Raw genomic sequence first — 24131 nt, 5'->3', positions numbered from 1 at the left:
CGCATCGATTCCGCCATCCGATCCCGACACGAAGACCCGCGCGAAAAACATTGTTCGGGTAGGAAGGCTTGGGCTAAGGGTAGCGCGATGCGTATCCCCATGTCCCGCTCGATCGCGCTTGCGCTTATTGCCGCCACGGCTCTTTCCCTTGGTGGCTGCGCCGGCAGCCGCAACAAGAAGACCGATCTGCCCTATGTCGCGCGCGACGTCGGCACGCTCTATTCGATGGCGAAGAAGCGCCTCGATCAGCGCCGCTACAAGGAAGCAGCTCTCATCTTCGACGAGGTCGAGCGCCAGCATCCCTATTCGATCTGGGCGCGCCGTGCTCAGCTGATGAGCGCCTTCTCCTATTATCTGGACAAGGATTACACCAACTCGATCGACTCGGCGAACCGCTTCATCTCGGTCCACCCCGGCAACCGCGATGCGCCTTATGCCTATTATCTCGTCTCGCTCGGCTATTATGAGCAGATCAGCGACGTCACGCGCGATCAGAAGATCACCCAGCAGGCGCTCGATTCGCTCGGCGAGCTGACCCGTCGCTTCCCCAATTCCAAATATGCCGCCGATGCGCGGCTGAAGATCGATCTCGTCCGCGATCACCTCGCCGGCAAGGAGATGGAAGTCGGCCGCTTCTACGAGAAGCGCGGCCAGTGGCTGGCGGCGGCGCTCCGCTTCCGCAAGGTCGTCGACGATTACCAGACGACCACGCATGTGCCCGAGGCGCTGATGCGGCTGACCGAGACCTATCTCGCGCTCGGCGTTCCGGTCGAGGCGCAAAAGGCTGCTGCGGTACTCGGCGCCAACTATCCCGGCACAGACTGGTATAGCCACGCCTATAAGCTGATGCAGGAGCATCCGGTTCGGGCAGCTTCCGCTCCCAAGACGGGCGCCTGACGCCGCGCTCATGCTGTGGGTCCGCCCTGGATGCTGACCTCGCTCTCCATCCGTGATGTCGTGCTGATCGAGGCGCTCGACCTCGATTTCGGCGATGGCCTCGGCGTGCTCACCGGCGAGACCGGGGCCGGCAAATCGATCCTGCTCGACGCGCTCGGCCTCGCGCTCGGCGCGCGCGGCGAGATCGGCCTGGTCCGCCAGGGCGCCGGCCAGGCGGTGGTGAGCGCAAGCTTCGACACCCCGCATGCCGATGGTCCCATCGCCTCGTTGCTCGCCCAGAACGGCCTTGATGTCGAACCCGGCGAGCCGCTCATCATCCGCCGTATCGTCAAGTCGGACGGCGGTAGCCGCGCCTTCGTCAACGATCAGCCGGCGTCTGCCGGCCTGCTCCGCGAACTCGCGGTTCACCTCGTCGAGATTCACGGCCAGCATGACGATCGCGGTCTGCTCAACCCGCGCGGCCACCGCACCCTGCTCGACGCCTTCGGGCGGATCGACGCCGGCCCTGCTGCCCGCGCCCACCGCGCCTGGCGCGAGGCCGAGGACGCCCTCGCCGTCGCCCGCGCCGAACTCGACACCGTCGCGCGTGACCGCGAATGGCTTGAACATGCAGTCGCCGAGCTGACGAAATTCGGCCCAGAGCCGGGCGAGGAGGAAATCCTCGCCACCCGCCGCGCCGGCATGCAGCGCGGCGAGAAGATCACCGGCGATCTGCAGGCGATCGCCGATCTGCTCGAAGGCTCGGACGGCGGACTTTCCCGCCTGCGTCAGGCCGCGCGAATCCTGGAACGCGTCGCCAGCGATCATCAGGCGCTGGCGGAATCGCTCGAAGCGATTGACCGCGCGCTCATCGAGGGCACGGTGGCGCAGGAAAAGGTCGACGAGGCAGCCGAGGCGCTCGCCTTCGATCCGGCCCAGCTCGAGGCGGACGAAACCCGGCTGTTCGAACTCCGCGCTCTCGCCCGCAAGCACCGCGTCCAGCCCGACGACCTCGCCGAACTCACCGCGGACCTCGCCGCCCGGCTTGAGCGGATCGAGAGCGGCGGCGCCGGCATCGCAGCCCTTGAACGCACCGTCGCCGAGGCTGCGTCCACCTATGGCTCAGCCGCAAAGGCTCTGACCGAAGCCCGCACCGAGGCAGCGGCCCGGCTCGATGCCGCGGTCAAAAACGAACTGGCTCCGCTCAAGCTCGACGCAGCGCGCTTCCGCACCATGGTCGCTGATCTCGGGCCGGATCACTGGGCCCCGTCGGGCAAGGACCGGGTCGAGTTCGAAATCTCCACCAACCCCGGCGCGCCGTTCGCGCCGCTCGTGAAGATCGCCAGCGGCGGCGAGCTGTCGCGCTTCATCCTCGCGCTCAAGGTCGCGCTGGCCGAGCAGGGCAGCGCCGCGACAATGATCTTCGACGAGATCGATCGCGGCGTCGGCGGCGCGGTCGCCAGCGCGATCGGCGAGCGGCTCGCACGGCTGGCGGCGAACACCCAGCTTCTCGTGGTCACGCACAGTCCGCAGGTCGCGGCACGTGGCGCGCATCACCTGCTGATCGCGAAAAGCCATGACGGCGTCGTCACCCGTACTGACGTATCCCTGCTCGACGAACGCCAGCGCCGCGAGGAGATCGCCCGCATGCTCTCGGGCGCGACGATCACGGACGAAGCGCGGGCACAGGCGGAGCGCTTGCTGGAGGCGGCATGATGATGTTGATGGCATTGCTCCTGTCGCTTCAGGAGGCGACCGAGCCGCCTACCGGCCCCTGCGCCCTTCCCGAGGTGACGAAATCGGGGACCGCGGACGCCAGCGCCTGCGACACGGCGATCGCGGCGGCCGACAGCGCGGCGAAGGCGCAACTCCTGTTCTATCGCGGCTATGCGTGGAACGAGAAGGGCGACTCGTTCGCGGCCCTTGTCGATCTCGACAAGGCGGTCGCCTTCGATCCGAACAACGTCGCGGCGCGCCAGGAGCGGGCTTATACCAACAACGAGCTCGGCAATTATGCCGCGGCACTCGCCGATCTCGAGGCGTGCGCGGCGCTCGGCGTCGCGACCAAGCGCCTGTTCCAGGAGCGCGCTTTGTCCAGAATGAAGCTGGGCGATATCGCGGGCGCCATCGCGGATCGCGACCGGGTCCTGGCACTGGCGCCCGAGGATGGCGTTGCTCTGAATGCACGCGCTGACGATCTGCTCTTCGCTGGCCGTTTCGCCGACGCGAGCGCCGATATCGCTCATGCCGAGGCGCGCGCCGCCGCAACCGATGACGAGGCCGTTCGCAATACCGCGGCCAGATTGCGCAAGCGCCTCGCGCTGATGAGCGAAGGTGCTGAGGCAAATCCAGGCAAGATCTGCAAAGAAGCCGACAAAAAGGGTGATTTCAGCCGCAGGAACCTGGTCGCAACCTGCACCGCCGCTTATCTCGCCGCCCCCACCAACCAGGCCCGGGCTGAAGTGCTTACCGCGCGGTCGGTCGCCTGGCTGGTTTCGGACGATGACGCGGATGCGACATTCGATCGCCAGATGGCGGTAGCACTCGATCCGGGCAATGCGGATTGGCATGCCAATCTCGGCTTCGCCTATGTCAGGGCAAGCCACAGCTGGGCGGGCGAACGCGAATTCGATCGGTCACTGGCAATCAAGGAATCCTGGGCCGCACTGGGTGGTCGGGCCTGGGCGCGCTTCAATCTTCGCAAGATCGATGGTGCCTTCGCGGATGCCAAAAGATCCTTCGAGATCCACCCCAACGAGATAGCTCTTACGGTGCTCGGCGATCTGGCGGCCTACCGGAAGGATCCGAAGGCGGCGAAGCTGTACTGGATGGGCGCCTGGCGCCTGGGCGATCATGGCGGAGATTTGCTGGAGCGGCTGAAATCGATCGGCGTCACCGATCCGGCGCATGAGCCGGCCGGCAAGTAGCTCGCTCAGAAAGGCAGCTTCAGCGTCACCACGATGCGCTTGTCCGGCTTACCGTCCGGACTCTGCGTCCCCGTCGCATAGAGGTTCGCCTGCCCCGGGCCGACCCGCATGCCGATGCCGGGCCCGCCGACCGGGTCATATCGGTGGGTGAGCGGCCTCAGGCGATATTGCTCGTCGGTGTCAACGCGACCACACACGACGATGTCGCCGCTGTCGTCGTCTTGCGCGGGGCAGGGCCGCATCCTTTTTGGACGGGCGGCTGGCGCGTCGTCCGGCGCCGCCGGCCCGGCCGCCTGGAGCATCATCAACGCAGCTGCGATCATGATCCGCCCTCGCCTGTTTCGCCTGCCATCGGTGTACCGAATGATCCGGGCGACAAGCCGTCCTTTAAAAGGCGACATTGCCGCAAATCACTGCTAGGAACGGCTCATCTCGCGATTCCCCTACAAGCATCGCGTGACTGAGAGACCTTCGCGCTCCCGCTTGCAAAGCCGTTGGAACGCTCTTTTGGTTCTCTTCCCCATTCTCTTTCGCACTGCTTCCGTGTTCGCGGAATAGTGCGCTCGTGCTCGGATGCGCCGGCCGGGGCCGGACGGTGCTCCGCTCTCTCTTCTCGGCCCCAAACCGGCGGATGGCGATGCCACCACCGGGCTACCCAAGGAAATAGTTATGCCGATCGGCACCGTAAAATTCTTCAACGCCGACAAGGGTTATGGTTTCATCGCGCCTGAGGGCGGCGGGAACGACGCCTTTGTCCATATCAGCGCTGTTGAAGCAGCTGGCATGCGCACGCTCGATAAGGAGCAGCGCGTGTCTTATGAGCTCGAGCAGGACCGTCGGGGCAAGATGTCCGCGGTCAATCTCGCTGCCGCATAAATCAGGGGTGGGCGTCGACGGAGTCGACGCCCCTTCCGTTCCTGCTCAGACGGGCGGGAACAGTTCCTCGAACGCAACTGCCCTATTCTACCGCGATCGCGCACGTCAGGCTGAAGCTGACGCAAATGCCGCGACCCTGGACAATGTCCGCACCCGCTGGATGCGTGCCGCCAAGGCCTGGGACGAAATGGCGACCCGCGCCGAAAAGACCGCCGAGCGCCGCTCGGTCAACGAAGAAGCCAAGATGATCGCGGAGATGATGGAAGACGATTGAGCGTTCGCGCTTGATCGCCTGCCCCGCCCTCCGCTAGCGCTTTGCCATGAGCGCATCCCAGCCTGAAACCAATCGGCCTGAAGCCGATCTGCCCGAAACCGATGAAGACGCAGCCGCCGAACTGGCCCGGCTCGCGGGCGAGATCGCCCACCACAATGCGCTCTACCACCGCGACGATGCGCCCGAGATATCGGACGCCGCTTATGACGCGCTGGTCCGCCGCAACAATGCCATCGAGGCGGCCTTTCCCCAGCTGATCCGCACTGATTCGCCCAATGCGCAGGTTGGCGCGGCCCCGGCGGCCCATCTCGCCAAGGTCTCGCATGCCCGGCCGATGATGAGCCTCGAGAACGGCTTTGCCGATGAGGATGCGATCGAGTTCGTCGCCCGCGTCCGGCGCTTTCTCAACCTGCCCGAAGACGCCGCCGTTGCGCTGACCGCCGAACCCAAGATTGACGGCCTGTCCTGCTCGCTGCGCTATGAGCGTGGCAGGCTGGTCCAGGCACTCACCCGTGGCGACGGCCAGGTCGGTGAAGACGTGACCGCGAATGCGCGGACGATCGGCGACATTCCCGCCCAGCTCAACGGTGAGGCGCCCGAGGTCTTCGAAATCCGCGGCGAGGTCTATATGGCCAAGGCCGATTTCACCGCACTCAACGCCCGTCTCCTCGCCGAGGCCGAGGATCCGGCCAAGGCGCGCCAGTTCGCCAATCCCCGCAACGCCGCCGCCGGATCGCTCCGCCAGAAAGACGCGGCCATCACCGCCACCCGCCCGCTCTGCTTCCTCGCTCATGGCTGGGGCGAAGTCGTCGGAGCGATGCGGGGCGAAACGCAATTTGACGTCATGACGTCAATTGCCGGCTGGGGCGTGCCGGTCAGCGACATGTTCCTCCGCGTCGAGGGCATCACCGAGGCGCTGGCGCACTATCGCGCAATCGAGGCCGCTCGCGCCGACCTGCCCTTCGATATCGACGGCGTCGTCTACAAGGTCGATCGGCTCGACTGGCAGGCACGCCTCGGCGCTGTCGCCAGGGCGCCACGCTGGGCGCTGGCGCATAAATTCCCCGCCGAGCGCGCCCAGACGACGCTCGAACGGATCGACATCCAGGTCGGCCGCACCGGCAAGCTGACGCCCGTGGCGCGTCTCACCCCCGTCACCGTCGGCGGCGTGGTCGTCACCAACGCGACGCTCCACAATGAGCATGAGATCGCCCGCCTGAATGTCTGGCCCGGCGACCGCGTCGTGCTGCAGCGCGCCGGCGACGTGATCCCGCAGATCACCGAGAATCTCTCGCGCGACGAAAGCCGCGGCACCTGGCCCTTCCCAACGGTCTGCCCCGAATGTCAGTCCGACGCGGTGCGCGAGGAGGGCGAGGTCGACGTCCGCTGCACCGGCGGGCTGATCTGCCCGGCCCAGCGCGTCGAACGGCTCCGCCATTTCGCCAGCCGCGGCGCGCTCGATATCGAGGGGCTTGGCGCGACCAGCGTCGAGAGCTTCTTCCGCGACGGTCTGCTCCATTCCCCAGCCGACATCTTCCGCCTGAAGGACCAGCGTGAGGCGCTGATCGGGCGCGAGCGCTGGGCCGAGATCTCGGTCGACAATCTCCTCGCCGCGATCGAGACCAAGCGCACGCCCGATCCGGCGCGCTTCCTGTTCGGGCTCGGCATCCGCCATGTCGGCAGCGTCACCGCGCGCGATCTGGTCAAGGCGTTCGGCACGGTCGAGCGCGTCGCCGAGGTCGCGACCCGCGCCGCCACTGACGAAGAAGCACGCGCCGAGCTGATCGCGATCAACGGCATCGGCCCGGCCGTGGCCGAGGCCCTGGTCGACTTCTTCGCCGAGGAGCATAATCGCACTGCCTGGGACGATCTGCTCAGCGAGGTTCATCCTGTCCCCTATGTGTCGCAGATCCGGGAATCCCAGGTAAGCGGCATGACGCTCGTCTTCACCGGGTCGCTCGAGACGATCAGCCGCGATGAGGCCAAGGCCCAGGCCGAGGCGCTGGGCGCCCGCGTCGCTGGGTCCGTATCGGCCAAAACCGATCTGGTGATCGCCGGGCCGGGCGCTGGATCGAAGTTGAAAAAGGCGGCGGAACTAGGGGTTAGGGTCATAGACGAAGCCGCCTGGGCCGAAATCGTCGCTACTGCGGGGTGATGCCTTTTTGCAACGCAGCATAAGCGAATGCTGCGCCCCACTTGAAGATTCCCCTGTGTCATTTATCCGAAATAATCGAGTCGCATGGGGCCAGCGACGGTGAACACCACCGAGCTATCCGCGACTCAGCCTCAAAGGGGAAAACCATGCGCAATAATCTTTTTCTGGGAGTCGCGTTCAGCGCCCTCATGCTGCCGGGCGCCGCTTTCGCGCAGTCGACCGGCTCAACTGATTTCGATCAGGGCGACATCGTCGTTACCGCAGCCCGCGCGGCAGGCGTCGGCGGCGTTCAGATTCCTGACTCCACCAAGGCGAAGGGCGTTCTGACCCAGGAATTCATCGCCAAGCAGACCCCCGGCAACTCGATCCTCGACACGATCAATCAGCTGCCAGGCGTCAGCTTCCAGAACAACGATCCGTTCGGCTCGGCCGGAGGCACGCTCAGCATTCGCGGTTTCGATTCAAGCCGCATCGCGTTGACGTTTGATGGCGTTCCGCTGAACGACACCGGCAACTATGCGCTCTATTCGAACCAGCAGCTCGATCCCGAGCTGATCCAGCAGGTCAATGTCAGCTACGGCTCGACCGACGTCGACAGCCCGACCGCGGCTGCTTCGGGTTCGACGGTCAACTACACCACCATCGTCCCGACCGACAAGTTCGGTGCGCGGCTGCAAGGTTCGGTTGGCGACTATAACTTCTTCCGCATCTTCGGCATCGTCAACACGGGCACGTTCACGTCGTTCGGCACCAAGGCATGGATTTCCGCGAGCCATGCCGAAAACGATGTCGTGTTCAACAATTTCGGCAAGATCCGCAAGGCGCAGTACAATGCGCGCGTCTATCAGCCGATTGGCAGCAATGGCGACTTCGTCTCGATCTCGGGCAACTACAACGTCAACCGCAACAACTTCTTCGGCTCGGCCCCGCTGCGTTACGACAACAATGTCCTTTCGCAGATTACAAAGCCCAATGCCGGTGCGCCTGTCGCCGGGACGGCGACCGATCCATTGATCACGCCGCAAAACCCGTTTCTGATCGTCGGTGCCGTCCGCACCCCTGGCACCGGCTCGACTAATCGTTTCCCCCAGAGCCGCGACGAGCTACCGTACAGCGTCGCCCGCTGCCAAACTGCGGTCGGCCAGACTGGCGTGCAGGACTCTACGAACACCTGCGGCACGACGTTCGATGAGCGTTATAATCCGTCGAACACCGGCAATATTCGCGTCAGCTCACGCTTCACGCTCGCGCCCGGTGTCGTCCTCACGGTTGAGCCAAGCTTCCAGTATGTGAAGGCCAATGGCGGCGGCACCGTGACAGGTCGCGAAGGCGTCCGGACGATCGGTGGTGTTTCTTATCAAGGCTTCATCGGCGGCGGCTATTATCTCGGGCGTGATCTTAACGCTGACGGCGATAAGCTTGATACTTGCACGCCGGCAGGCTCAGCTTGCAGCGGCTTCACCGGTGTTACGTTCCTGGCACCGAGCCAAACGGTTACCCATCGCTATGGCCTGATCTCGTCGTTGCGCTACGACATCAACGACGACAACTCGATCCGTATCGCCTATTCGCATGATTATGGCCGCCATCGGCAGACCGGCGAACTCGCCCCTCTGCAGATCAACGGTTTCCCAACCGATGTTTTCCCGATCAACAACGGCGTGGTAGGCGCCAATGGTCGCCTGATCGAGAAGCGTGATCGCTTGTCCTTCGCAATCCTCGACCAGGTATCCGGCGAGTATCGTGGCACCTTCGGCGGGCTGACGGTGAACCTCGGTGTCCGTGCACCGTTCTTCAAGCGCAATCTCAACAACTTCTGCTTCACGACTGCGGCGAACGGCAACGTCGATTGCCTTGGTCGCGGCAACACAGCGGACAATACCACTTACGCAGCCTCGAACCCCACCTACGCCGCTCCGCAGGCACGGCAGTTCAAATATAATCGCGTGCTGCCGAACGTCGGCGCGACCTACAAGTTCGCGGATCATTTCACCGCATATGTGAACTACTCGAAGGGCTTGCAGGTTCCGGGCACGGACAGTCTGTATCAGAGCTTCTTCTACGCACTGGGGACTGCGGCCGCCAACCCGGTTCCGGAGACGACCGACAATTTCGACGGTGGCCTGCGTTATACCTCGAGCAAGATCCAGGCGACGATCAGCCCGTGGTTCACGAAATTCACCAACCGCCTGGCAAGCGCCTATGACGTCACGACCGATCAGACGATCTATCGCAACCTGGGTCGCGTCGACAAATACGGCATCGACGGCAGCGTCTCCTATCGTCCGATCCGCGAAGTCACGATCTACGCCTTCGGCTCGTATCTGCATTCCGAGATCAAGACCAACGTGGAGATCGGCAAGTGCGCATCGCCGCTGTCGACTGCTAATGCGACCCTCAATTGTACGGTTGCGGGTGCGCCGATCCTGGCGATGACTGCCGGCAAACGTGAGTCCGGGTCGCCGGTCTATACCTTTGGCGGTCGCCTGCAGGGTGATCTCGGCCCGGTCTCGCTTGCCATCCAGGCGAAGCGGACTGGCCCGCGCTATCTGAACGACCAGAATCTGCCGAACCTGCAGTGCACTGCATCACTCGTCAATCAGGTCTGCCCAACCGCGGCAAACACGGCGACGACCTACACGGGAACGCGTGGCTTCGTGTACCAGGTATATCCGGCAAAGACGCCGGCCTACACCCAGGTCGATCTCGATGCGCGCCTGAAGATGTCCTGGGCCGGTCTCAATGACACGACCTACCTGCAGCTCAACGTGCAGAACCTGTTCAACACCTATTATGTTGGCGGCTTCACGGGTGGCTCGACGACGCAGTTCAACGTGCCGTTCGTCCAGATCGGCAGCCCACGCGCCTTCATCGCGACACTCAACGCACAGTTCTGATCGTCGCCCAAGGGCAAGAAATCGGCCGCCGTCCTTTGGGACGGCGGCCTTTTTTATGTGCAAAACGGGCCCGATTGCCGTCGTCGCCTGAAGATCGGTGCGGGTCCGAGTAGGTGCGCTTCGGCTTCGACAGACCTGTACAATGTTCTGTACAGATCCGCCTCAGCTACCCGATAGGCATGACAAAACTCTCCAACACGTAACGCCGGTTTTCCGAGCTTTCTCCTCGTACTAGCCCCTTCCAAGGGCCGAAATCCGCCCTGAATTATGTCACACTTCCAACATATCCGCCCGGCGCAAGCACGCGATTCGCCCCGTGCCTGGAATCACCCATGGCGACACCGCGGACCGTCAGAAGCGATGCGCGTCGCTCTTTCCCATGACGGGCATTCTCGTCCCGCTCTGGCTCGATAGCGCTGTCACTCAGCCGCCTTCGCATAAATGCTGTTGAGCGGCTTCGCGAACACGCGCCCCACGATCGGCTCGAAAAAGCTCAGCGGCGCACTCTCATAGGCCGGGTCGAACGACGTCTGATCGTATTTCTCGCAGAACTCAGCGCAGGCCTCGAAATGGGGGTGGCCGCGGTAAATCTCGCGCTGGTCGCGGTCCATGCCGAGATAATGGAAGAAATAATATCCCTGGAACACGCCGTGCATATTGGCGATCCAGTGCACCTCCTCCGACACGAACGGCCTGATCATCGCCGCGCCGATCTCGGGATGGTTGAAGGTGCCGAGCGTATCGCCAATGTCGTGGAGCAGCGCCATCGCGACATAGCGCTCGTCTCGCCCGTCGCGGTGGGCGCGGGTCGCGGTCTGGAGCGAATGTTCGAGCCGGTCGACCGGAAAGCCGCCGAAATCGCCCGCCAGCAGGTTGAGATGCGTCAGCACCCGGCCGGGCAAGTCCCTGGCGAAATCGCGGAAATGCCCGCCGATGATGCTCCAGTCTTCCTGCGTGCCCTCAGTCATCGCGGTAAACTGCGCGCGGTCCTGGTGCTCAGTCATGGCCTCTCTCCTTGCGCCGGGATGCTAACCCACTTTGCGCTCTTCTCCCAGCCGGGTTAAGAGCCGCCCATGGCGCTGCTCACCAAGCCCGCGATCTTCTCGCGGCCCTTCTTCGAAGACAAGAGCCGTGCGTTCTGGACGCTGCAGGCGGCCGGCTGGACTGGCTATCTCATCCTGCGCAGCGTCTCGAGCATCTCGAATGGCCCGTCGATCACCACGATCATCCCGGTCGTGATCGAATCGATCGTCGGCTATTGCATCACGCTGCTGCTCTCGACCCTGTACAATTATTATCGCCGCCAGCGGCGTATCGCGACGGTGGTCCTGACCATCCTGACCCTGGCCGCCGCGACCGTGCTCTATGCCGTGCTCGATGCCTTCTCCTTCTCTTTCATCAGCCTCTACCGGCCAGGCCTGAACCTCAGTCTGGTGCTCGGCACGATCTTCATCAATTTCACGGTGCTCGCGGGCTGGTCGGCGCTCTATTTCGGCATCAATTTCTATCTGATCGTCGAGGAGCAGAGCGATCAGCTCGCGGCGCTCGGCAACCAGGCGAGCTCGGCCCAGCTGGCGATGCTGCGCTATCAGCTCAATCCGCATTTCCTGTTCAATACGCTCAACTCAATCTCGACCCTGGTGCTGCTCAAACAGACCGAGCGGGCGAACGCGATGCTGAGCCGCCTCTCCTCGTTCCTGCGCTACACGCTCGCCAACGAGCCGACCGCCCATGTCACGATCGCGCAGGAGGTGGAGACGCTGAAGCTTTATCTCGAGATCGAGAAGATGCGCTTCGAGGATCGGCTGCGGCCGAGCTTCGACGTGGATCCACGCGTCGCCAAGGCGCGTTTACCCTCTTTGCTGCTTCAGCCGCTGGTCGAAAACGCCATAAAATATGCGGTCACGCCCAAGGAGGAAGGTGCCGAAATCGCAGTGGTTGCGCGGCTCAACGGGGATCGGGTGCAGATCGCCGTATCCGACACCGGCCCGGGCTTGCACGAAATGAAAGCACGGCCAAGCCTTTCAACCGGTGTCGGGCTCGCCAATATAAAGGAGCGGCTCGCTCAGGCTTATGGGCCCGACCACCGCTTCGAGAGCCGCTCCATCCCCGGGGGCGGCTTCGGAGTCGAGATAGAGATTCCGTTCCAGCTCGATGAGCCGGTTAGAGAGGTACAATGACGATTCGAACCATATTGGTGGACGACGAACCGCTGGCGATCCAGGGCCTCGAGCTCCGCCTGGCAGGCTATGACGATGTCGAGATCATCGACAAATGCCAGAATGGCCGCGAGGCGATCCGCAGTATCAAGACCCACAAGCCGGATCTCGTCTTTCTCGACATCCAGATGCCGGGCTTTGACGGCTTCTCGGTCGTCCAGGGGCTGATGGAGGTGGAGCCGCCGCTGTTCGTGTTCGTCACCGCCTATTCGGACCATGCGCTGAAGGCGTTCGAGGCGCAGGCGATCGATTATCTGATGAAGCCGGTCGAGGAATCGCGGCTCGCCGACACGCTCGACCGGGTCCGCCAGCGGCTCACCGAGAAGCGCGGCGTCGAGGAGGTCGATCGGCTGAAGGAAGTGATCGCCGAGATCGCGCCCGACTCAGTCGAGAACCTCACGGATCATAGCGACCAGGTTTCAGCCAATCGCTTCGAGAAGCTCATCAACATCAAGGATCGCGGCCAGATCTTCCGCGTCGATGTCGATACGATCGAGCGGATCGATGCCGCCGGCGATTACATGTGCATCTACACCGGCGACAACACGCTGATCCTGCGCGAAACGATGAAGGATCTCGAAAAGCGCCTCGACCCCCGTCGCTTCCAGCGCGTCCACCGCTCGACCATCGTCAATCTCGATCTGGTGAAAGAGGTGAAGCCCCACACCAACGGCGAATGCTTCCTGGTGCTCGGTTCGGGCGCACAGGTAAAGGTGTCGCGCTCCTATCGTGACGTGGTCGCGCGGTTCGTGCATTAAGGCCGCTCTCGAAAAGAGCGGGAGGGATCATGAACTACAGGTTTGACGCGTTCGCAGCCTTGCATGTGCCGCGCAATCCGCTGATCCTGTACAACGCCTGGGATCCGGGCAGTGCCCGCGCGGTGGCCAGAGCTGGTGCCAAAGCAATCGGCACCGGCAGCTGGTCGGTCGCCGCAGCACTCGCTTATGGCGATGGCGAGGCACTGCCGCTCGAACTGGCGCTGGCCGGCGCCGCGCGGATCGCAGGCGCGGTCGATCTGCCCGTGTCGATCGATTTCGAGGGCGGCTATGCGGTCGAGCCCGCAGCGGTGGCGGTGAATGCAAAGCGGCTGGCGGCAACCGGCGCGATCGGCTGCAATTTCGAGGATCAGGTGGTCGGCGCCGAGGGGCTCCACCCCGTTGAATTCCAGGCTGGCCGGATCAAGGCGTTCCGCGCCGCGACTGGCCCCGACTTCTTCATCAACGCGCGCACCGACATCTTCCTGCAGAACCCGCCCGCCACGCATGATCAGGCAAAGACCGATGAGGCGATCGCCCGCGGGCTCGCCTATGCCGCAGCCGGCGCAAGCGGCTATTTCGTGCCCGGCCTGATCGATCTGGCGCTGCTGGAAAAGGTCTGCACCGCAGTACCGATCCCGGTCAATTTCATGGCCTTTCCCGGCGCGCCCGGCACCCGCGAGGTCGCGGCCACCGGCGTGGCGCGGATCAGCCACGGCCCCAACCCCTATCGCACCGCGATGGCCGCCCTCACGGCGGCGGCGCAGGCAGCCTTCGACTGGCAGTAAAGGCGACGGGAGGCGCGGCCGCCGGATCTTACGCCAAGGACGCGATTCAAAGCGAAGCGCGCAGGCTCTACCGAGCCTTATGCCTCAGCTGGCTTCCTCTTCATCCGCCCCAGGCGCCGGATTCTCGAACCAGGCTTCGACCGGTCCGCTCAGCTTGAGCGCGAGCGGCTGGCCATGGCGATCGACCTTCTTGCCGAGCGCGACCCGGATCCACCCCTCCGAGATGCAATATTCCTCGACATCCTTGCGCTCCGTGCCCTTGAAGCGGATGCCGATGCCGCGCGACAGCAGTTCCTCGTTGAAGAACGGGCTGCGCGGGTTGGATGAAAGGCGGTCTGGCGGTGTATCAGTCATGGCGCGGGCTCATGGCGCAAAATCGCGGCTGATGCCAGCGTTCGCTGCGCGAAGCGCATCGGGCGCTGGCATCAAGCCCGCGCGGCGCCTGAGCGTTTCAATCCCGGATGCGTCAGCATCCTCGGGATTGCGTACGGCGCCAGAGTGCATGCGAAAACGGCGCGGCTTTCACCGCGCCGTCTCGTTCATTCAGTCGTCGCGCTTAGCGGCAGACGCGCACCCTTACAGGTCCGCCATAATAGGGATCCCAGCGCCGCTCGACATAGCAATGCGGATAGCGCCGGCGATACTCATAGGCATAATAGCCATCGTTCGGATAATAGCCGTGGCTCCGGTAATAGCCGTCGTCATAATAGGGATCATAGCCGCGCTCGCGATAATAGACGTCGCGATCCCGGCTGCTCGATGCGATGGCGGCGCCAATCGCAAGTCCGGCGATCCCGGCGACGATGGCAGGGCCAGTGCTGTCATGATGGCGATAATGGCGATAGCGCTGCGCCTCCGCGGGCGCTGCGGTGGAGAGCGCGGTCGCGGCGAGCGCCACGCCGAGCCCGGCCTTTTTCAGCATGTTGTTCATCTCGAACCTCCTCTTGTCAGCTCGCCCGATTTTCCGCGTCGATGGAAAAACGCGGGAATTGCCAGCTTGTTGCAAGGGGTACAGGAGTCGGTCTGAACCGGGTCGGAATGCCTTGTTTAGCGAGCATTCAGCGTGACTGCCGGCTCGACGACATCGCCGGTACGCGGCATCATGGGACCATCGACGCACATCCAGGGGAGATCACATGGCATATTGGCTGCTCAAGTCCGAACCCGAAAGCTATAGCTGGGACGATCTGCTCAGCGAGGGCGAGACTGAGTGGACCGGCGTGCGCAATCCGGCCGCGGCGCTGCACCTGAAGGCGATGGCGGTCGGCGACCGCGCGCTCTTCTATCACTCGGGCAAGGAAAAGGCCGCGGTCGGCGTGATGGAAATCACCCGCACCGCGCAGCAGGACGGCGACGAGGCGCGCTGGGTCTCGGTCGCGGTAAAGCCGATCGAGCCGTTGGCAAAGCCGGTCACGCTAGCCGCGATGAAGGCCGAGCCGAAGCTCGCCGGCATGGAGATGCTCCGCCAGTCACGGCTATCGGTCAGCCCGGTCCGGGACGCTGAATGGGCGGCGCTGCTGGCGATGGCCTGAGCGATTGATTCAACCCGACCGTTCGTTGCTCTACCTGAAGACCGATCCCAGTTCGTCGACCCCGATCTGCTCGGGCTGACGCGGATCGGGGCCATAGTCGTTTTCGCAGTCGTCGCCCTTGGCGAACACCAGCATGATCCAGAAAATGAAGCCGATAAACGGTATGAAGGTCAGGAGATATTTCAGCCACGGCTCGCCATGATCGTGCAGGCGCCGGATCGCTATCGATATGTGCCCGATCAGGACCACCGCAAACAACGCGAACGAGACAAGCCCAACGATCATCGTGACCACGATGCTGACCGGCCCCGGCCCCGACGGCGTTAAATCATCGAGGAACATCATCGCGCTCAGGCCGATCACGAGTTCGTACGCGATGAACAGCAGGATCGCGGTGACGTGGAACAACGCATATTCGGTGCGCGTCGCCCGTCCCCGAAAGTCGAATAGCTGCCGCCACGGACGTACGATCGGATTCATCATGTTCCCCCCGGAAATTCAGGAGAAACTACAGGATATTATCGCGATGGCCACCCCTGAAGGCGAAGCGTTACGCCGCCTGTTTGGCCCGCGACGCCTTCTTGCGCTCGTTCGGATCGAGATAGCGCTTGCGCAGCCGGATCGACCTGGGCGTCACTTCGACCAGCTCGTCATCGTCGATATAGGCAATCGCCTGCTCCAGCGTCAGCCGCCAGGGCGGGGTCAGCCGGATCGCGTCGTCCTTGCCGCCCGAAGCGCGGAAGTTGGTCAGCTGCTTCGCCTTCATCGGATTGACCTCGAGGTCGTCTGTCTTGGCGTTCTCGCCGATGATCATGCCCTCATAGAGCGGCTCCTGCGGCGCCACCATCAGGATGCCGCGCTCCTCGAGCGGGCCGAGCGCATAGGCATTGGCCTCGCCCGCGCCGTTCGAGATCAGCACGCCGTTCTTGCGACCGACGATCTGGCCCTTGTGCGGGCCATATTTCTCGAACAGCCGGTTCATGATGCCGGTGCCGCGCGTGTCGGACAGGAACTCGCCATGATAGCCGATCATGCCACGCGACGGTGCGCTGAAGGTGATGCGCGTCTTGCCACCGCCCGACGGACGCATGTCGGTCATCTCGGCCTTGCGGATGTTCATCTTCTCGACGACCGTGCCCGAATATTCCTCGTCGACGTCGATGATGACGACTTCATAGGGCTCGGTCTTGTTGCCATTCTCGTCCTCGCCGAACAGCACGCGCGGGCGACTGATGCCGAGCTCGAAGCCCTCGCGGCGCATCGTCTCGATCAGCACGCCGAGCTGGAGCTCGCCGCGCCCGGCGACTTCGTAGCTGTCACGGTCCGCAGCTTCAGTCACCTTGATCGCGACGTTCGATTCGGCCTCACGGAACAGGCGGTCGCGGATCATGCGCGACGTCACCTTGGTGCCCTCGCGCCCCGCCATCGGCGAATCATTCACCGCGAAGCGCATCGACAGCGTCGGCGGATCGATCGGCTGAGCGTGGAGCGGCTCGCTGACCGATGGATCAGCGATGGTGTTGGCGACGGTCGCAACCGTCAGGCCGGCGATCGAGATGATGTCGCCGGCATTGGCTTCGTCGACCGGCACCCGCTCGAGGCCGCGGAACGCCATGATCTTGGAGGCGCGGCCGGTCTCGACCACCTTGCCCTCGGGATCGAGCGCATGGATCGGCATGTTGGTCTTGACCGAGCCGGAGAAGACCAAGCCGGTCAGGATGCGGCCGAGGAAATTGTCGCGGTCGAGCAAGGTCACGAGGAACTTGAACGGGCCGTCGGGATCGGCCGAGGGCGGCGGCACATGCTTGACGATCGTCTCGAACAGCGGCGCCAGCGTGCCCTCGCGGACATCGGGATTGTCGCCGGCATAGCCATTGCGGCCCGAGGCGAAGATCACCGGGAAATCGAGCTGGTCGTCATTGGCGTCGAGCGACACGAAAAGGTCAAACACCTCGTCGAGCACTTCCTGCGCACGCGCGTCCGAACGGTCGATCTTGTTGACGACGACGATCGGGCGGAGGCCGAGGGCCAGCGCCTTGCCAGTGACGAACTTGGTCTGCGGCATCGCGCCTTCGGCTGCATCGACCAGCAGGACCACGCCATCGACCATCGACAGGATGCGCTCGACCTCGCCGCCGAAATCGGCATGGCCTGGCGTGTCGACGATGTTGATGCGGGTCTTGTGGCCGTGATGGTCATCCCACTCGACCGAGGTGCACTTGGCGAGGATCGTGATCCCGCGCTCTTTTTCGAGATCGTTCGAATCCATCGCGCGCTCTTCGACGCGCTGATTGTCGCGGAAGGTGCCCGACTGGCGGAAAAGCTGGTCGACCAGGGTGGTTTTGCCGTGATCGACATGGGCGATGATCGCCACGTTGCGGAGGCTCATAAGGGTATCCGGTGTTTTAAGAGAATGAGGTTGGGCGCGCCGATAGCGCAAATGCTGCGCCGCGGAAAGGGTGGAAGTCCGCGACTCGCAAACGACCGCTGGCGCAGTTTGCGCCAGATCGAGTCATTTTCGCGATGTTAACCCTTTCGTTACCCCTCGACCTGCAATATCCTCGAAAGCGGGGGGTCGCATGAAGCTGTTCGATTTGCTTCATAATGTTGTCGAAGGCATGGGCCAGGGGCAGATCGCGCCTGCTGGCTTTCGCCGGTCCAAACCCGAACAACCGCCGAAAACGCCACGACCAGCCCGGATCAACGATTTCGCTAGCCGTGAAGTGCTCAGCAATGTTGCCAAGGTGATGGTCCAGGCCCGGGAAACCGGACCGCGTGCCGATCTTTGCTGGCTGCTGGCCGATGCGGAAGACAAGATCCTGCTTGTCATGCAGAGCGGCAAGGCGATCGACGAAGGGTTTTTCAGCTGGATCTGCAACAGCCCCAGCTTTGACAAAACAGCGATTCGGCGCGCGATGCGGTCGACCCGCAAGGCCCGTTACACGGTGTGGCAAAACGATATGGTCGCCGACAAGGCATCGAAGACGCGCTGACGCGCGCGCCCAACCATCCGCCCTCGCGAAGTCGCTTGCACGCGATCACGCGTCGTGCGAATTGACAACGTTAGTAATAACCTTCGGCCGCTCGCGGACAATGCGCGGCACGAAGGCGTCGGGAGAGGTCCAATGAAGCAGCGGTTCAGCCTTGTCGGCATATTGGCGCTATGCGCGGCGGCATCCGGTGGTGGCGGCGCGATGGCGTCGACCGCTCCCGAACCGGCTCCCACCGATGTACCAGCCTATGTGCCCGTGGCCGCCGCGCGGCCGACCGCGGGAATCGCGCTGCCGCTCGGCAAATGCGTCAATATGGGCAACCATCTCGAACCGCCCAATGAGGGTGAATGGGGCCGCCGGATCGCCGATGATGATTTCACCATCATCAAGGCGGCCGGCTTTGCCACCGTACGTCTGCCGGTGCGCTTTTCGGCTCATGCCCTGGCCGCCGCACCCTATACGATAGACAAGGCATTCATGGCGCGCGTCCATCATGTCGTCGATCTGGCAACCGCCGCCGGACTCAACATCATCATCGATCTGCACAATTATGATGAGCTGTTCACTGACCCCGAGGCCAATACCGCGCGCTTCGCCGGCCTGTGGAAACTGGTCGCTGCGGACTTTGCCAAGGCACCGACCAGCGTCTGGTTCGAGCTGAGCAATGAGCCGCATGACAAGCTGACGAACAAAAACCTGCTGGCAGTCTTCAACCCGGCGCTCGCCGCGATCCGGCTGAGCAACCCGACCCGGCCGGTGATCGTCGGGGGCGAAGGCTATAGCGGGATCGGCAGCCTCGCGACGCTGCCGATGCCGGCCGACCCATATGTCGTGCCGACCTTCCACTCCTATGATCCCTTCATGTTCACCCACCAGGGCGCGACCTTCATCAAGCCGACGCCGCCCCTGGGCCGCGCCCTTGGCAGCGCGGCAGACGTCGCCGAGCTGAACGGGAATCTCCAGGCGGTCCGGAACTTCATGACCCACACCGGGCGCGTGCCGTTCATGGGCGAATATGGGGCGACCGACAATCCGGCGGTTCCGGTGAGTGACCGGATCCGATATTATCGCATGATGACCTCGGCCTATGCGTCGATCGGCGTGCAGAGCTGTGCCTGGGCCTATACCAACACCTTCAAGCTCCGCGACGGCGACCATTGGGTTCCCGGCCTTGTGGAGGCGATCCAGACCACGACAACGCTGCGCTAGGAAAGCAGCAGCCCCGATCGGAACCGTCCACTGGCTGTGACGGAGGACCGCGATTCAACTGCATCGCCGGATCGGCCATAGGACAGGCACGGGACATCTCAGAAGCCCGAGCTGCTCTTTCTAATGGTCTGGCTTTCTGAATGCCGCGCGCGCCGCCACGGATGGCGCTTGCGCGGCGGATTTCCCTGATAATTCCCTGTTATTTCCCTGTTCCGCGCTGATCAGGTTGATGGGAATTTCGGTAACCCATTGTGATAGATGTGATATTAGTAAAACCAGGCTGGAGACAGCGTCGAAAAAATAAAAATTCCCTGTTATCGGCGGCGGAACAGGGAATTTGCGCCTCAAGCCCGGTGGCGGTCAGCGGTGCTCGGATACCAACCGTTGAGCGAACGAGTCCGATTTTTTGCGGCACGCCGCTGTAAATCGGCGTCAGGCCTGCTCGAAATAGCGCGCAGGGGTTACGCCGAATACGCCGCGAAAGGCAGCAACGAACGCGCTGGGAGTCGCATAACCGGCAGCCGCCGCGGCCTGTTTGACGCTCGCGCCCGAACCCAGCCGCTCGAGCGAAGCAAGCAGAGCGCCGTGCCTGCGCCAGCGGCCAAGGCTCATGCCCGTCTCGGCCACGAAACGACGCTCCAGGGCCCGCACGCTGAGTCCCACCTCGCGGGCGATGGCGGGGATCGCTGCGTCGGCCCCGTGCGAGAACAGCCAGGCGGCGGCGCGGCGGGTCGCGTCGGACTGAGGCTCGGGCAGATCGAAGGGCGGGACCGGCGACCGGCGCATTTCGTCAAGCAGCAGGATCGCCAGCGCGGATTCGATCGTGTCGCGCCGATCGACCATGCCGTTCGCGACCACGCGCAGGATCAGCTCGCGCAGCAAGGGCGAGATCGTGACGGCAAGGCACGCCGCCGGCAGGTCGGGCACGCAGCCGGGGGCGACATAGACAGTGCGAAACGCGCAATGGCCGGATGCACGAATGCCGTGGCGGATACCGGCCGGCACCCAGACGCCCCAGCTCGGCGGCACGACCCAGGATCCGCGCTCGGTCCTGATCATCAGCACGCCGCTGGTCGCATGGATGAGCTGGTGCCAGTCATGCGCATGCTCACGGATCGCCTGGCCATTCGCGAGATCGGAGGCGGCGCTGCGCACCACCAGATAGGGCTCGTCAGCCGCCGTACGACGTTTTTGCGACATTGATTGGCACAATAGCGCTATTGCGGCTCACCTGCCAGCGGAGCAGGATGTGCGCATGCCAGCCAACCTCGCCTCCTTCGCCATCCATGTCGACGATGTGGATCGTGCCCGCCGCTTCTATGAAGCGATATTCGGCTGGGAGTTCGAGCCCTGGGGACCACCCGGCTTCTACCTGATCCACACCGGTGACGAGGCTTCACCCGGCATCCAGGGGCTGATGCACAAACGCCAGGTGCCGCGCACCGGGACTGGCCTGAACGGCGTCGAGCCAAGCTTCTCGGTCGATGATGTCGACGCGATCGCCGCTCTGGTCGAGGCCAATGGCGGCACCATCACCTACGCCAAGGCTGTGATCCCGACCGTGGGGGCGCTCATCCGCTTCCTCGACACCGAGGGCAACGATATCGGCGCGATGCAGTATGAGGTCGCACCCCACACATAAGGCGAGTGCCGCCGGATCGAGGGTGTTCAGTCCTCCTGTCGCTATTGCTCCCGCGACGCACTTTTATATTGCGCCAAGCTGCCGGCGAGCACCTCGTCGCTCAACCCCTGCGCCCTAAATGCCGCCGCGGCAGATTCATCCTGCTTGAGCGCGACCAGTGCTTGATTGAGCTGGATTGCCCGGTCCAATTGACCCGCATTGCCTGCTTGACGCTGCAGATCGGACAATGCGTGAATTTGCGTCTGCCGGACATCGTCGGCATCGACCTGCAGCGCGTCGAATCCGTCCTGCCAAGCGTCATCCGTGGCATGAGTGAGCAGTTCGTCGGTGACCTGGCCGAGCGCCGCGACGTCGCCGCGCTTGATAGCCTCGCCTTGGAGCGCGAGCATCTGGCCGATCGGTTTCCGCTCAGCGAGACCAGTGCAGGATTTCGCCTCCCTGGCTTCGGCGGGCGTACGCGCATCGGTGACATAAAGGGCACGCGCTTCGGGCGATATAACGAAGGTCGGCTTCTCCTCGCTCGCCAGTGAGCAGCTGGTGCGGAAATAGGCTCGGATAAGCTTGCTTCGCTCCCGCGCCGGACAGGATTCACCGGTAAGATAGAGCAACCGGCGCGCCCGCATCATAAGAGCGACTCGAAAATTCACCGTCGTACCGCTGGTCTCAGTGCCATAGATTTCCCGCACCTCATCGAGTTCGCATTCGCCATATTGCGCGTTGTAGACGCGAAATTGCGCGGGATCGGCCGCCGTGCGGAGAAGCAGGTTGAGCTGCATCTGATAATTGTCATAAACTACGGCAATATTACTGCGGGCGACGCTGCCCGGCTTGGAGACTGCGCCTCTGAAGTTGGTGGGGCACGGTGCAAGATCGCCACCACCGTCGAAGGATATGCGTTTCGGGGGCGGGGTATTTTCCCAGCCGACGATGATCGACGCTGCCTGTTCGCACTGCGAAGCTTGTGGGGTAGCGCGCACTGGGCCCAACGCCAGCATAGCGACCAGGACAAGTCCAATCTTCCATATCATCCCCACAACTCCCGATTGCACGTCACAAGCCCGTCAGCTTGCGCACGGACCCTTCCTTGTTGACCACACTCACGCCGAGCTGCGTGGCGAGAAAAAGACTGAACCAGCCGATCACCGGGCCGAGAAAACTAAGCAGAAGCTTTTTGACCCCGGCATTGTCGACCCCTTTGAACTCACCATAATAGCGCAAATCGTTGGTTGCAGTGAACTGAGTGAGGACAAAGATGACCGCGACGATACCGATCAGACACAGCACGCAGATGACCAGAATCTCAAACGTCTTCTTGTAGGTTTCACCGACAATGGTAACAGTGGTGGATATGACCGTAAGCAGTGTTGCGAACAGGGTATTCAAGCCTACCCCAGCTTTCATGAACCAGGCTACCGCCCGCCAAGTGTGATTCAGCTTCTCATTGTCAGGGTCTGATTTATCAAGAATATCGGAATTGCCTGCTTGCACGGCAAGCCAGATCATCGCGATGACGGCAATGACCAGCAAGCCGACGCCTAGATAAGCAGCCGCTTGTTTTTGATTTTCAGTCATTGCGGACCCCCTATTCCGGCAACGAAGACTATCCCGGATCGAGAAGCTTGCCAAGCAGTGCCACCGCGCAACAAGAACCACGGAGACGGTCGGCCATAGCCGAGTTGACAAGGCTCACTCCGTGACGGCGGTCACGCTTCGTGAAGGAAAACACCCTCGCTCAAAGCAGCAACCGCACCATCACCACGCCGTGCGGCGCAACGGTCGCCTTGAAGCTGCCCGCCGACCGGCCGAGCGACTTGTGCGCCCACAGATCGCGCACCTCAGCCTTCATGCCGCGCGGATAGCCGAGTTCGGTCCAGTCGACTGAAATCTCGGCCGGTGCCGCTGCCCGGTTGAACAGAACCACCGCGCGGCCGCCGTCCGCGAGCGGCCGCGCCCACACCTCCTGCTCGCCAGTCTTGCGAACCCGGTGGCCTTGTGAACCAAGCGGATCCTGGTCGATCGCGATCACGTCCTTGTTGAGCAGGATCGCTGCCGTTTCCGGGCTCATGTTCGCAATGTCGTTTCCGGCCATCAGCGGGGCCGCCATCATCGCCCAGAGGCTGAAATGGGTACGATATTCAACGTCGGTCATCCCGCCATTGCCGATCTCGAGCATGTCGGGGTCGTTCCAGTGACCCGGCCCGGCAAAAGGCCAGAGCGGCTCATTCAGGTCGATGATGTCCAGCATGCTGTGCGCCCAGGAATGCGCCTTGTCATTGGCCGAATAGCTGTCCCAGATATCGCCGGTGGTGCGCCACAGATTGCCGATCTTGCTGCCCCATAGCCAGGGGCGGTTCTGGCCCCATTCGCACAGGCTGAACGTGATATCGCGGCCGGTCGAGCGCAGTGCGTCCGCCATCAGCGCATAGGCTTCCTCGGCATTGCGGGTGCCGGTCGAACACCAGTCATATTTCAGATAATCGACGCCCCAGCGGGCATAGGTGATCGCGTCCTGATATTCATGGCCCTGGCTGCCGGGATGGCCGCCGCAGGTCTTCGTGCCGGCATCGGAATAGATGCCGAACTTCAGGCCCTTCGAATGGATGTAATCGCCAAGCGCCTTCATGCCGGACGGGAATTTCTTCGCGTCCGCGGTGATGAAGCCATTCTCGTCGCGCGGCGCGTGCCAGCAATCGTCGATCACGACATAGCGATATCCGGCGTCGCGCATGCCGCCCGCCGCTATCGCGTCAGCGACTGAACGGACGATCTTCTCGTCGACATTGCAGCCGAACTTGTTCCAGCTGTTCCAGCCCATCGGCGGCGTAAGGGCGAGACCAATGGCAGTACGCGTTGGATCGCGCGATGGCGGAAGGTGATTGGGGTCGATCACTTCCTGCGCGGCTGCCGGCAGCGCACCGATCAGCGAGGCGAGCATTGCCCAGGCCAATGCCGTGCGCGCCGCACGACGTGTCCATCCAATCATGATTT

The 24131-nt window shown here is 63.2% G+C and carries 24 protein-coding genes; 14 read left to right on the top strand and 10 right to left on the bottom strand.

Annotated features, from left to right (window positions below; all coding sequences use genetic code 11):
* Positions 1–87 precede the first annotated feature (87 nt).
* From AC1DVS_RS20755 to AC1DVS_RS20745, 3 genes are read left to right on the top strand one after another with little or no spacing between them, the layout of a single operon-like run.
* Complete coding sequence (locus AC1DVS_RS20755) at positions 88–897, top strand: outer membrane protein assembly factor BamD (protein WP_478025979.1); 810 nt, start codon at positions 88–90, stop codon at positions 895–897.
* 30 nt (positions 898–927) lie between these two features.
* A complete protein-coding gene (gene recN / locus AC1DVS_RS20750) occupies positions 928–2592 on the top strand; it encodes a DNA repair protein RecN (protein WP_478025977.1) in 1665 nt (554 codons plus the stop codon).
* On the top strand, positions 2589–3803 hold the full coding sequence (locus AC1DVS_RS20745; RefSeq protein ID WP_478025975.1) for a tetratricopeptide repeat protein: 1215 nt from the start codon (positions 2589–2591) through the stop codon (positions 3801–3803). Before recN ends, AC1DVS_RS20745 begins: the two co-directional genes overlap by 4 nt.
* Positions 3804–3808: 5 nt before the next feature.
* Here the strand turns inward: AC1DVS_RS20745 and AC1DVS_RS20740 are convergent, their stop codons facing one another.
* Positions 3809–4126 (bottom strand): hypothetical protein, encoded by a 318-nt coding sequence (locus AC1DVS_RS20740; RefSeq protein ID WP_478025973.1) that lies wholly within the window; start codon positions 4124–4126, stop codon positions 3809–3811.
* Positions 4127–4472: 346 nt separating this feature from the next.
* Between AC1DVS_RS20740 and AC1DVS_RS20735 the strand changes: the two genes are divergently transcribed.
* The 4 genes from AC1DVS_RS20735 to AC1DVS_RS20720 all read left to right on the top strand — a co-directional run bounded on the left by AC1DVS_RS20735 (position 4473) and on the right by AC1DVS_RS20720 (position 10005).
* Positions 4473–4679: a cold-shock protein gene (locus AC1DVS_RS20735; protein ID WP_332719192.1), complete on the top strand. Its 207-nt coding sequence runs from the start codon at positions 4473–4475 to the stop codon at positions 4677–4679.
* A gap of 7 nt (positions 4680–4686) precedes the next feature.
* On the top strand, positions 4687–4953 hold the full coding sequence (locus AC1DVS_RS20730; protein WP_478025971.1) for a hypothetical protein: 267 nt from the start codon (positions 4687–4689) through the stop codon (positions 4951–4953).
* A 46-nt stretch (positions 4954–4999) separates the two neighbouring features.
* A complete protein-coding gene (gene ligA / locus AC1DVS_RS20725) occupies positions 5000–7108 on the top strand; it encodes an NAD-dependent DNA ligase LigA (protein ID WP_478025969.1) in 2109 nt (702 codons plus the stop codon).
* Between the two features lie 146 nt (positions 7109–7254).
* Entirely contained in the window at positions 7255–10005 is a 2751-nt protein-coding gene (locus AC1DVS_RS20720; protein WP_478025967.1) for a TonB-dependent receptor, read from the top strand.
* A gap of 419 nt (positions 10006–10424) precedes the next feature.
* Here the strand turns inward: AC1DVS_RS20720 and AC1DVS_RS20715 are convergent, their stop codons facing one another.
* Positions 10425–11009 (bottom strand): HD domain-containing protein, encoded by a 585-nt coding sequence (locus AC1DVS_RS20715; RefSeq protein ID WP_478025966.1) that lies wholly within the window; start codon positions 11007–11009, stop codon positions 10425–10427.
* A gap of 69 nt (positions 11010–11078) precedes the next feature.
* Between AC1DVS_RS20715 and AC1DVS_RS20710 the strand changes: the two genes are divergently transcribed.
* From AC1DVS_RS20710 to AC1DVS_RS20700, 3 genes are read left to right on the top strand one after another with little or no spacing between them, the layout of a single operon-like run.
* Positions 11079–12185: a sensor histidine kinase gene (locus AC1DVS_RS20710; RefSeq protein WP_478025964.1), complete on the top strand. Its 1107-nt coding sequence runs from the start codon at positions 11079–11081 to the stop codon at positions 12183–12185.
* The gene (locus AC1DVS_RS20705) at positions 12182–12982 is read left to right on the top strand and encodes a LytR/AlgR family response regulator transcription factor (RefSeq protein WP_478025962.1); all 801 of its coding nucleotides are present in this window, start codon (positions 12182–12184) and stop codon (positions 12980–12982) included. Before AC1DVS_RS20710 ends, AC1DVS_RS20705 begins: the two co-directional genes overlap by 4 nt.
* 29 nt (positions 12983–13011) lie before the next feature.
* Positions 13012–13767, top strand: coding sequence for an isocitrate lyase/PEP mutase family protein (locus tag AC1DVS_RS20700; RefSeq protein ID WP_478025961.1), 756 nt, complete (start codon positions 13012–13014; stop codon positions 13765–13767).
* An 84-nt stretch (positions 13768–13851) separates the two neighbouring features.
* On the opposite strand, the gene AC1DVS_RS20695 is transcribed toward AC1DVS_RS20700, so the two are convergent.
* Both AC1DVS_RS20695 and AC1DVS_RS20690 read right to left on the bottom strand, forming a co-directional pair.
* Positions 13852–14121 carry a DUF3297 family protein gene (locus AC1DVS_RS20695; protein ID WP_478025959.1) on the bottom strand — a complete coding sequence of 90 codons (270 nt, stop codon included), beginning with the start codon at positions 14119–14121 and terminating at the stop codon, positions 13852–13854.
* Positions 14122–14323: 202 nt separating this feature from the next.
* Positions 14324–14698: a hypothetical protein gene (locus AC1DVS_RS20690; protein ID WP_478025957.1), complete on the bottom strand. Its 375-nt coding sequence runs from the start codon at positions 14696–14698 to the stop codon at positions 14324–14326.
* A 205-nt stretch (positions 14699–14903) separates the two neighbouring features.
* Here AC1DVS_RS20690 and AC1DVS_RS20685 point away from each other — a divergent pair, with 205 nt between their 5' ends.
* Positions 14904–15299: an EVE domain-containing protein gene (locus tag AC1DVS_RS20685; protein WP_478025955.1), complete on the top strand. Its 396-nt coding sequence runs from the start codon at positions 14904–14906 to the stop codon at positions 15297–15299.
* A 30-nt stretch (positions 15300–15329) separates the two neighbouring features.
* Here AC1DVS_RS20685 and AC1DVS_RS20680 read toward each other — a convergent pair whose 3' ends face one another.
* Positions 15330–15782 (bottom strand): DUF805 domain-containing protein, encoded by a 453-nt coding sequence (locus AC1DVS_RS20680; protein ID WP_478025953.1) that lies wholly within the window; start codon positions 15780–15782, stop codon positions 15330–15332.
* Positions 15783–15849: 67 nt separating this feature from the next.
* Entirely contained in the window at positions 15850–17688 is a 1839-nt protein-coding gene (gene typA / locus AC1DVS_RS20675) for a translational GTPase TypA (RefSeq protein WP_478025952.1), read from the bottom strand.
* Between the two features lie 190 nt (positions 17689–17878).
* Between typA and AC1DVS_RS20670 the strand changes: the two genes are divergently transcribed.
* The gene (locus tag AC1DVS_RS20670; RefSeq protein WP_478025950.1) at positions 17879–18292 is read left to right on the top strand and encodes a hypothetical protein; all 414 of its coding nucleotides are present in this window, start codon (positions 17879–17881) and stop codon (positions 18290–18292) included.
* A gap of 132 nt (positions 18293–18424) precedes the next feature.
* Positions 18425–19501, top strand: a complete 1077-nt coding sequence (locus AC1DVS_RS20665; protein WP_478025948.1) for a glycoside hydrolase family 5 protein — start codon at positions 18425–18427, stop codon at positions 19499–19501.
* A 432-nt stretch (positions 19502–19933) separates the two neighbouring features.
* On the opposite strand, the gene AC1DVS_RS20660 is transcribed toward AC1DVS_RS20665, so the two are convergent.
* Entirely contained in the window at positions 19934–20701 is a 768-nt protein-coding gene (locus tag AC1DVS_RS20660; RefSeq protein WP_478025947.1) for an AraC family transcriptional regulator, read from the bottom strand.
* A 55-nt stretch (positions 20702–20756) separates the two neighbouring features.
* On the opposite strand from AC1DVS_RS20660, the gene AC1DVS_RS20655 reads away from it, so the two are divergent.
* Positions 20757–21143, top strand: a complete 387-nt coding sequence (locus tag AC1DVS_RS20655) for a VOC family protein (RefSeq protein WP_478025945.1) — start codon at positions 20757–20759, stop codon at positions 21141–21143.
* A gap of 41 nt (positions 21144–21184) precedes the next feature.
* Here the strand turns inward: AC1DVS_RS20655 and AC1DVS_RS20650 are convergent, their stop codons facing one another.
* The 3 genes from AC1DVS_RS20650 to AC1DVS_RS20640 form a co-directional block, all read right to left on the bottom strand.
* On the bottom strand, positions 21185–22138 hold the full coding sequence (locus tag AC1DVS_RS20650; RefSeq protein ID WP_478025943.1) for a hypothetical protein: 954 nt from the start codon (positions 22136–22138) through the stop codon (positions 21185–21187).
* Between the two features lie 55 nt (positions 22139–22193).
* Complete coding sequence (locus AC1DVS_RS20645) at positions 22194–22715, bottom strand: hypothetical protein (RefSeq protein ID WP_478025941.1); 522 nt, start codon at positions 22713–22715, stop codon at positions 22194–22196.
* A gap of 160 nt (positions 22716–22875) precedes the next feature.
* The gene (locus tag AC1DVS_RS20640; protein WP_478025940.1) at positions 22876–24126 is read right to left on the bottom strand and encodes a glycoside hydrolase family 27 protein; all 1251 of its coding nucleotides are present in this window, start codon (positions 24124–24126) and stop codon (positions 22876–22878) included.
* Between the last annotated feature and the right edge of the window lie 5 nt (positions 24127–24131).

It is taken from the genome of Sphingomonas sp. P3_C5 (genome assembly GCF_056402635.1).
Note: the sequence above shows the minus strand (reverse complement) of the source record. Positions and strands in the feature narration are given on the sequence as shown.

Coding starts and splice junctions, on each gene's coding strand:
- AC1DVS_RS20755 (WP_478025979.1), top strand. CDS start 88: ATGCGTATCCCCATGTCCCGCTCGATCGCGCTTGCGCTTATTGCCGCC.
- recN (WP_478025977.1), top strand. CDS start 928: ATGCTGACCTCGCTCTCCATCCGTGATGTCGTGCTGATCGAGGCGCTC.
- AC1DVS_RS20745 (WP_478025975.1), top strand. CDS start 2,589: ATGATGATGTTGATGGCATTGCTCCTGTCGCTTCAGGAGGCGACCGAG.
- AC1DVS_RS20740 (WP_478025973.1), bottom strand. CDS start 4,126: ATGATCGCAGCTGCGTTGATGATGCTCCAGGCGGCCGGGCCGGCGGCG.
- AC1DVS_RS20735 (WP_332719192.1), top strand. CDS start 4,473: ATGCCGATCGGCACCGTAAAATTCTTCAACGCCGACAAGGGTTATGGT.
- ligA (WP_478025969.1), top strand. CDS start 5,000: ATGAGCGCATCCCAGCCTGAAACCAATCGGCCTGAAGCCGATCTGCCC.
- AC1DVS_RS20720 (WP_478025967.1), top strand. CDS start 7,255: ATGCGCAATAATCTTTTTCTGGGAGTCGCGTTCAGCGCCCTCATGCTG.
- AC1DVS_RS20715 (WP_478025966.1), bottom strand. CDS start 11,009: ATGACTGAGCACCAGGACCGCGCGCAGTTTACCGCGATGACTGAGGGC.
- AC1DVS_RS20710 (WP_478025964.1), top strand. CDS start 11,079: ATGGCGCTGCTCACCAAGCCCGCGATCTTCTCGCGGCCCTTCTTCGAA.
- AC1DVS_RS20705 (WP_478025962.1), top strand. CDS start 12,182: ATGACGATTCGAACCATATTGGTGGACGACGAACCGCTGGCGATCCAG.
- AC1DVS_RS20700 (WP_478025961.1), top strand. CDS start 13,012: ATGAACTACAGGTTTGACGCGTTCGCAGCCTTGCATGTGCCGCGCAAT.
- AC1DVS_RS20695 (WP_478025959.1), bottom strand. CDS start 14,121: ATGACTGATACACCGCCAGACCGCCTTTCATCCAACCCGCGCAGCCCG.
- AC1DVS_RS20690 (WP_478025957.1), bottom strand. CDS start 14,698: ATGAACAACATGCTGAAAAAGGCCGGGCTCGGCGTGGCGCTCGCCGCG.
- AC1DVS_RS20685 (WP_478025955.1), top strand. CDS start 14,904: ATGGCATATTGGCTGCTCAAGTCCGAACCCGAAAGCTATAGCTGGGAC.
- AC1DVS_RS20680 (WP_478025953.1), bottom strand. CDS start 15,782: ATGATGAATCCGATCGTACGTCCGTGGCGGCAGCTATTCGACTTTCGG.
- typA (WP_478025952.1), bottom strand. CDS start 17,688: ATGAGCCTCCGCAACGTGGCGATCATCGCCCATGTCGATCACGGCAAA.
- AC1DVS_RS20670 (WP_478025950.1), top strand. CDS start 17,879: ATGAAGCTGTTCGATTTGCTTCATAATGTTGTCGAAGGCATGGGCCAG.
- AC1DVS_RS20665 (WP_478025948.1), top strand. CDS start 18,425: ATGAAGCAGCGGTTCAGCCTTGTCGGCATATTGGCGCTATGCGCGGCG.
- AC1DVS_RS20660 (WP_478025947.1), bottom strand. CDS start 20,701: ATGTCGCAAAAACGTCGTACGGCGGCTGACGAGCCCTATCTGGTGGTG.
- AC1DVS_RS20655 (WP_478025945.1), top strand. CDS start 20,757: ATGCCAGCCAACCTCGCCTCCTTCGCCATCCATGTCGACGATGTGGAT.
- AC1DVS_RS20650 (WP_478025943.1), bottom strand. CDS start 22,138: ATGCTGGCGTTGGGCCCAGTGCGCGCTACCCCACAAGCTTCGCAGTGC.
- AC1DVS_RS20645 (WP_478025941.1), bottom strand. CDS start 22,715: ATGACTGAAAATCAAAAACAAGCGGCTGCTTATCTAGGCGTCGGCTTG.
- AC1DVS_RS20640 (WP_478025940.1), bottom strand. CDS start 24,126: ATGATTGGATGGACACGTCGTGCGGCGCGCACGGCATTGGCCTGGGCA.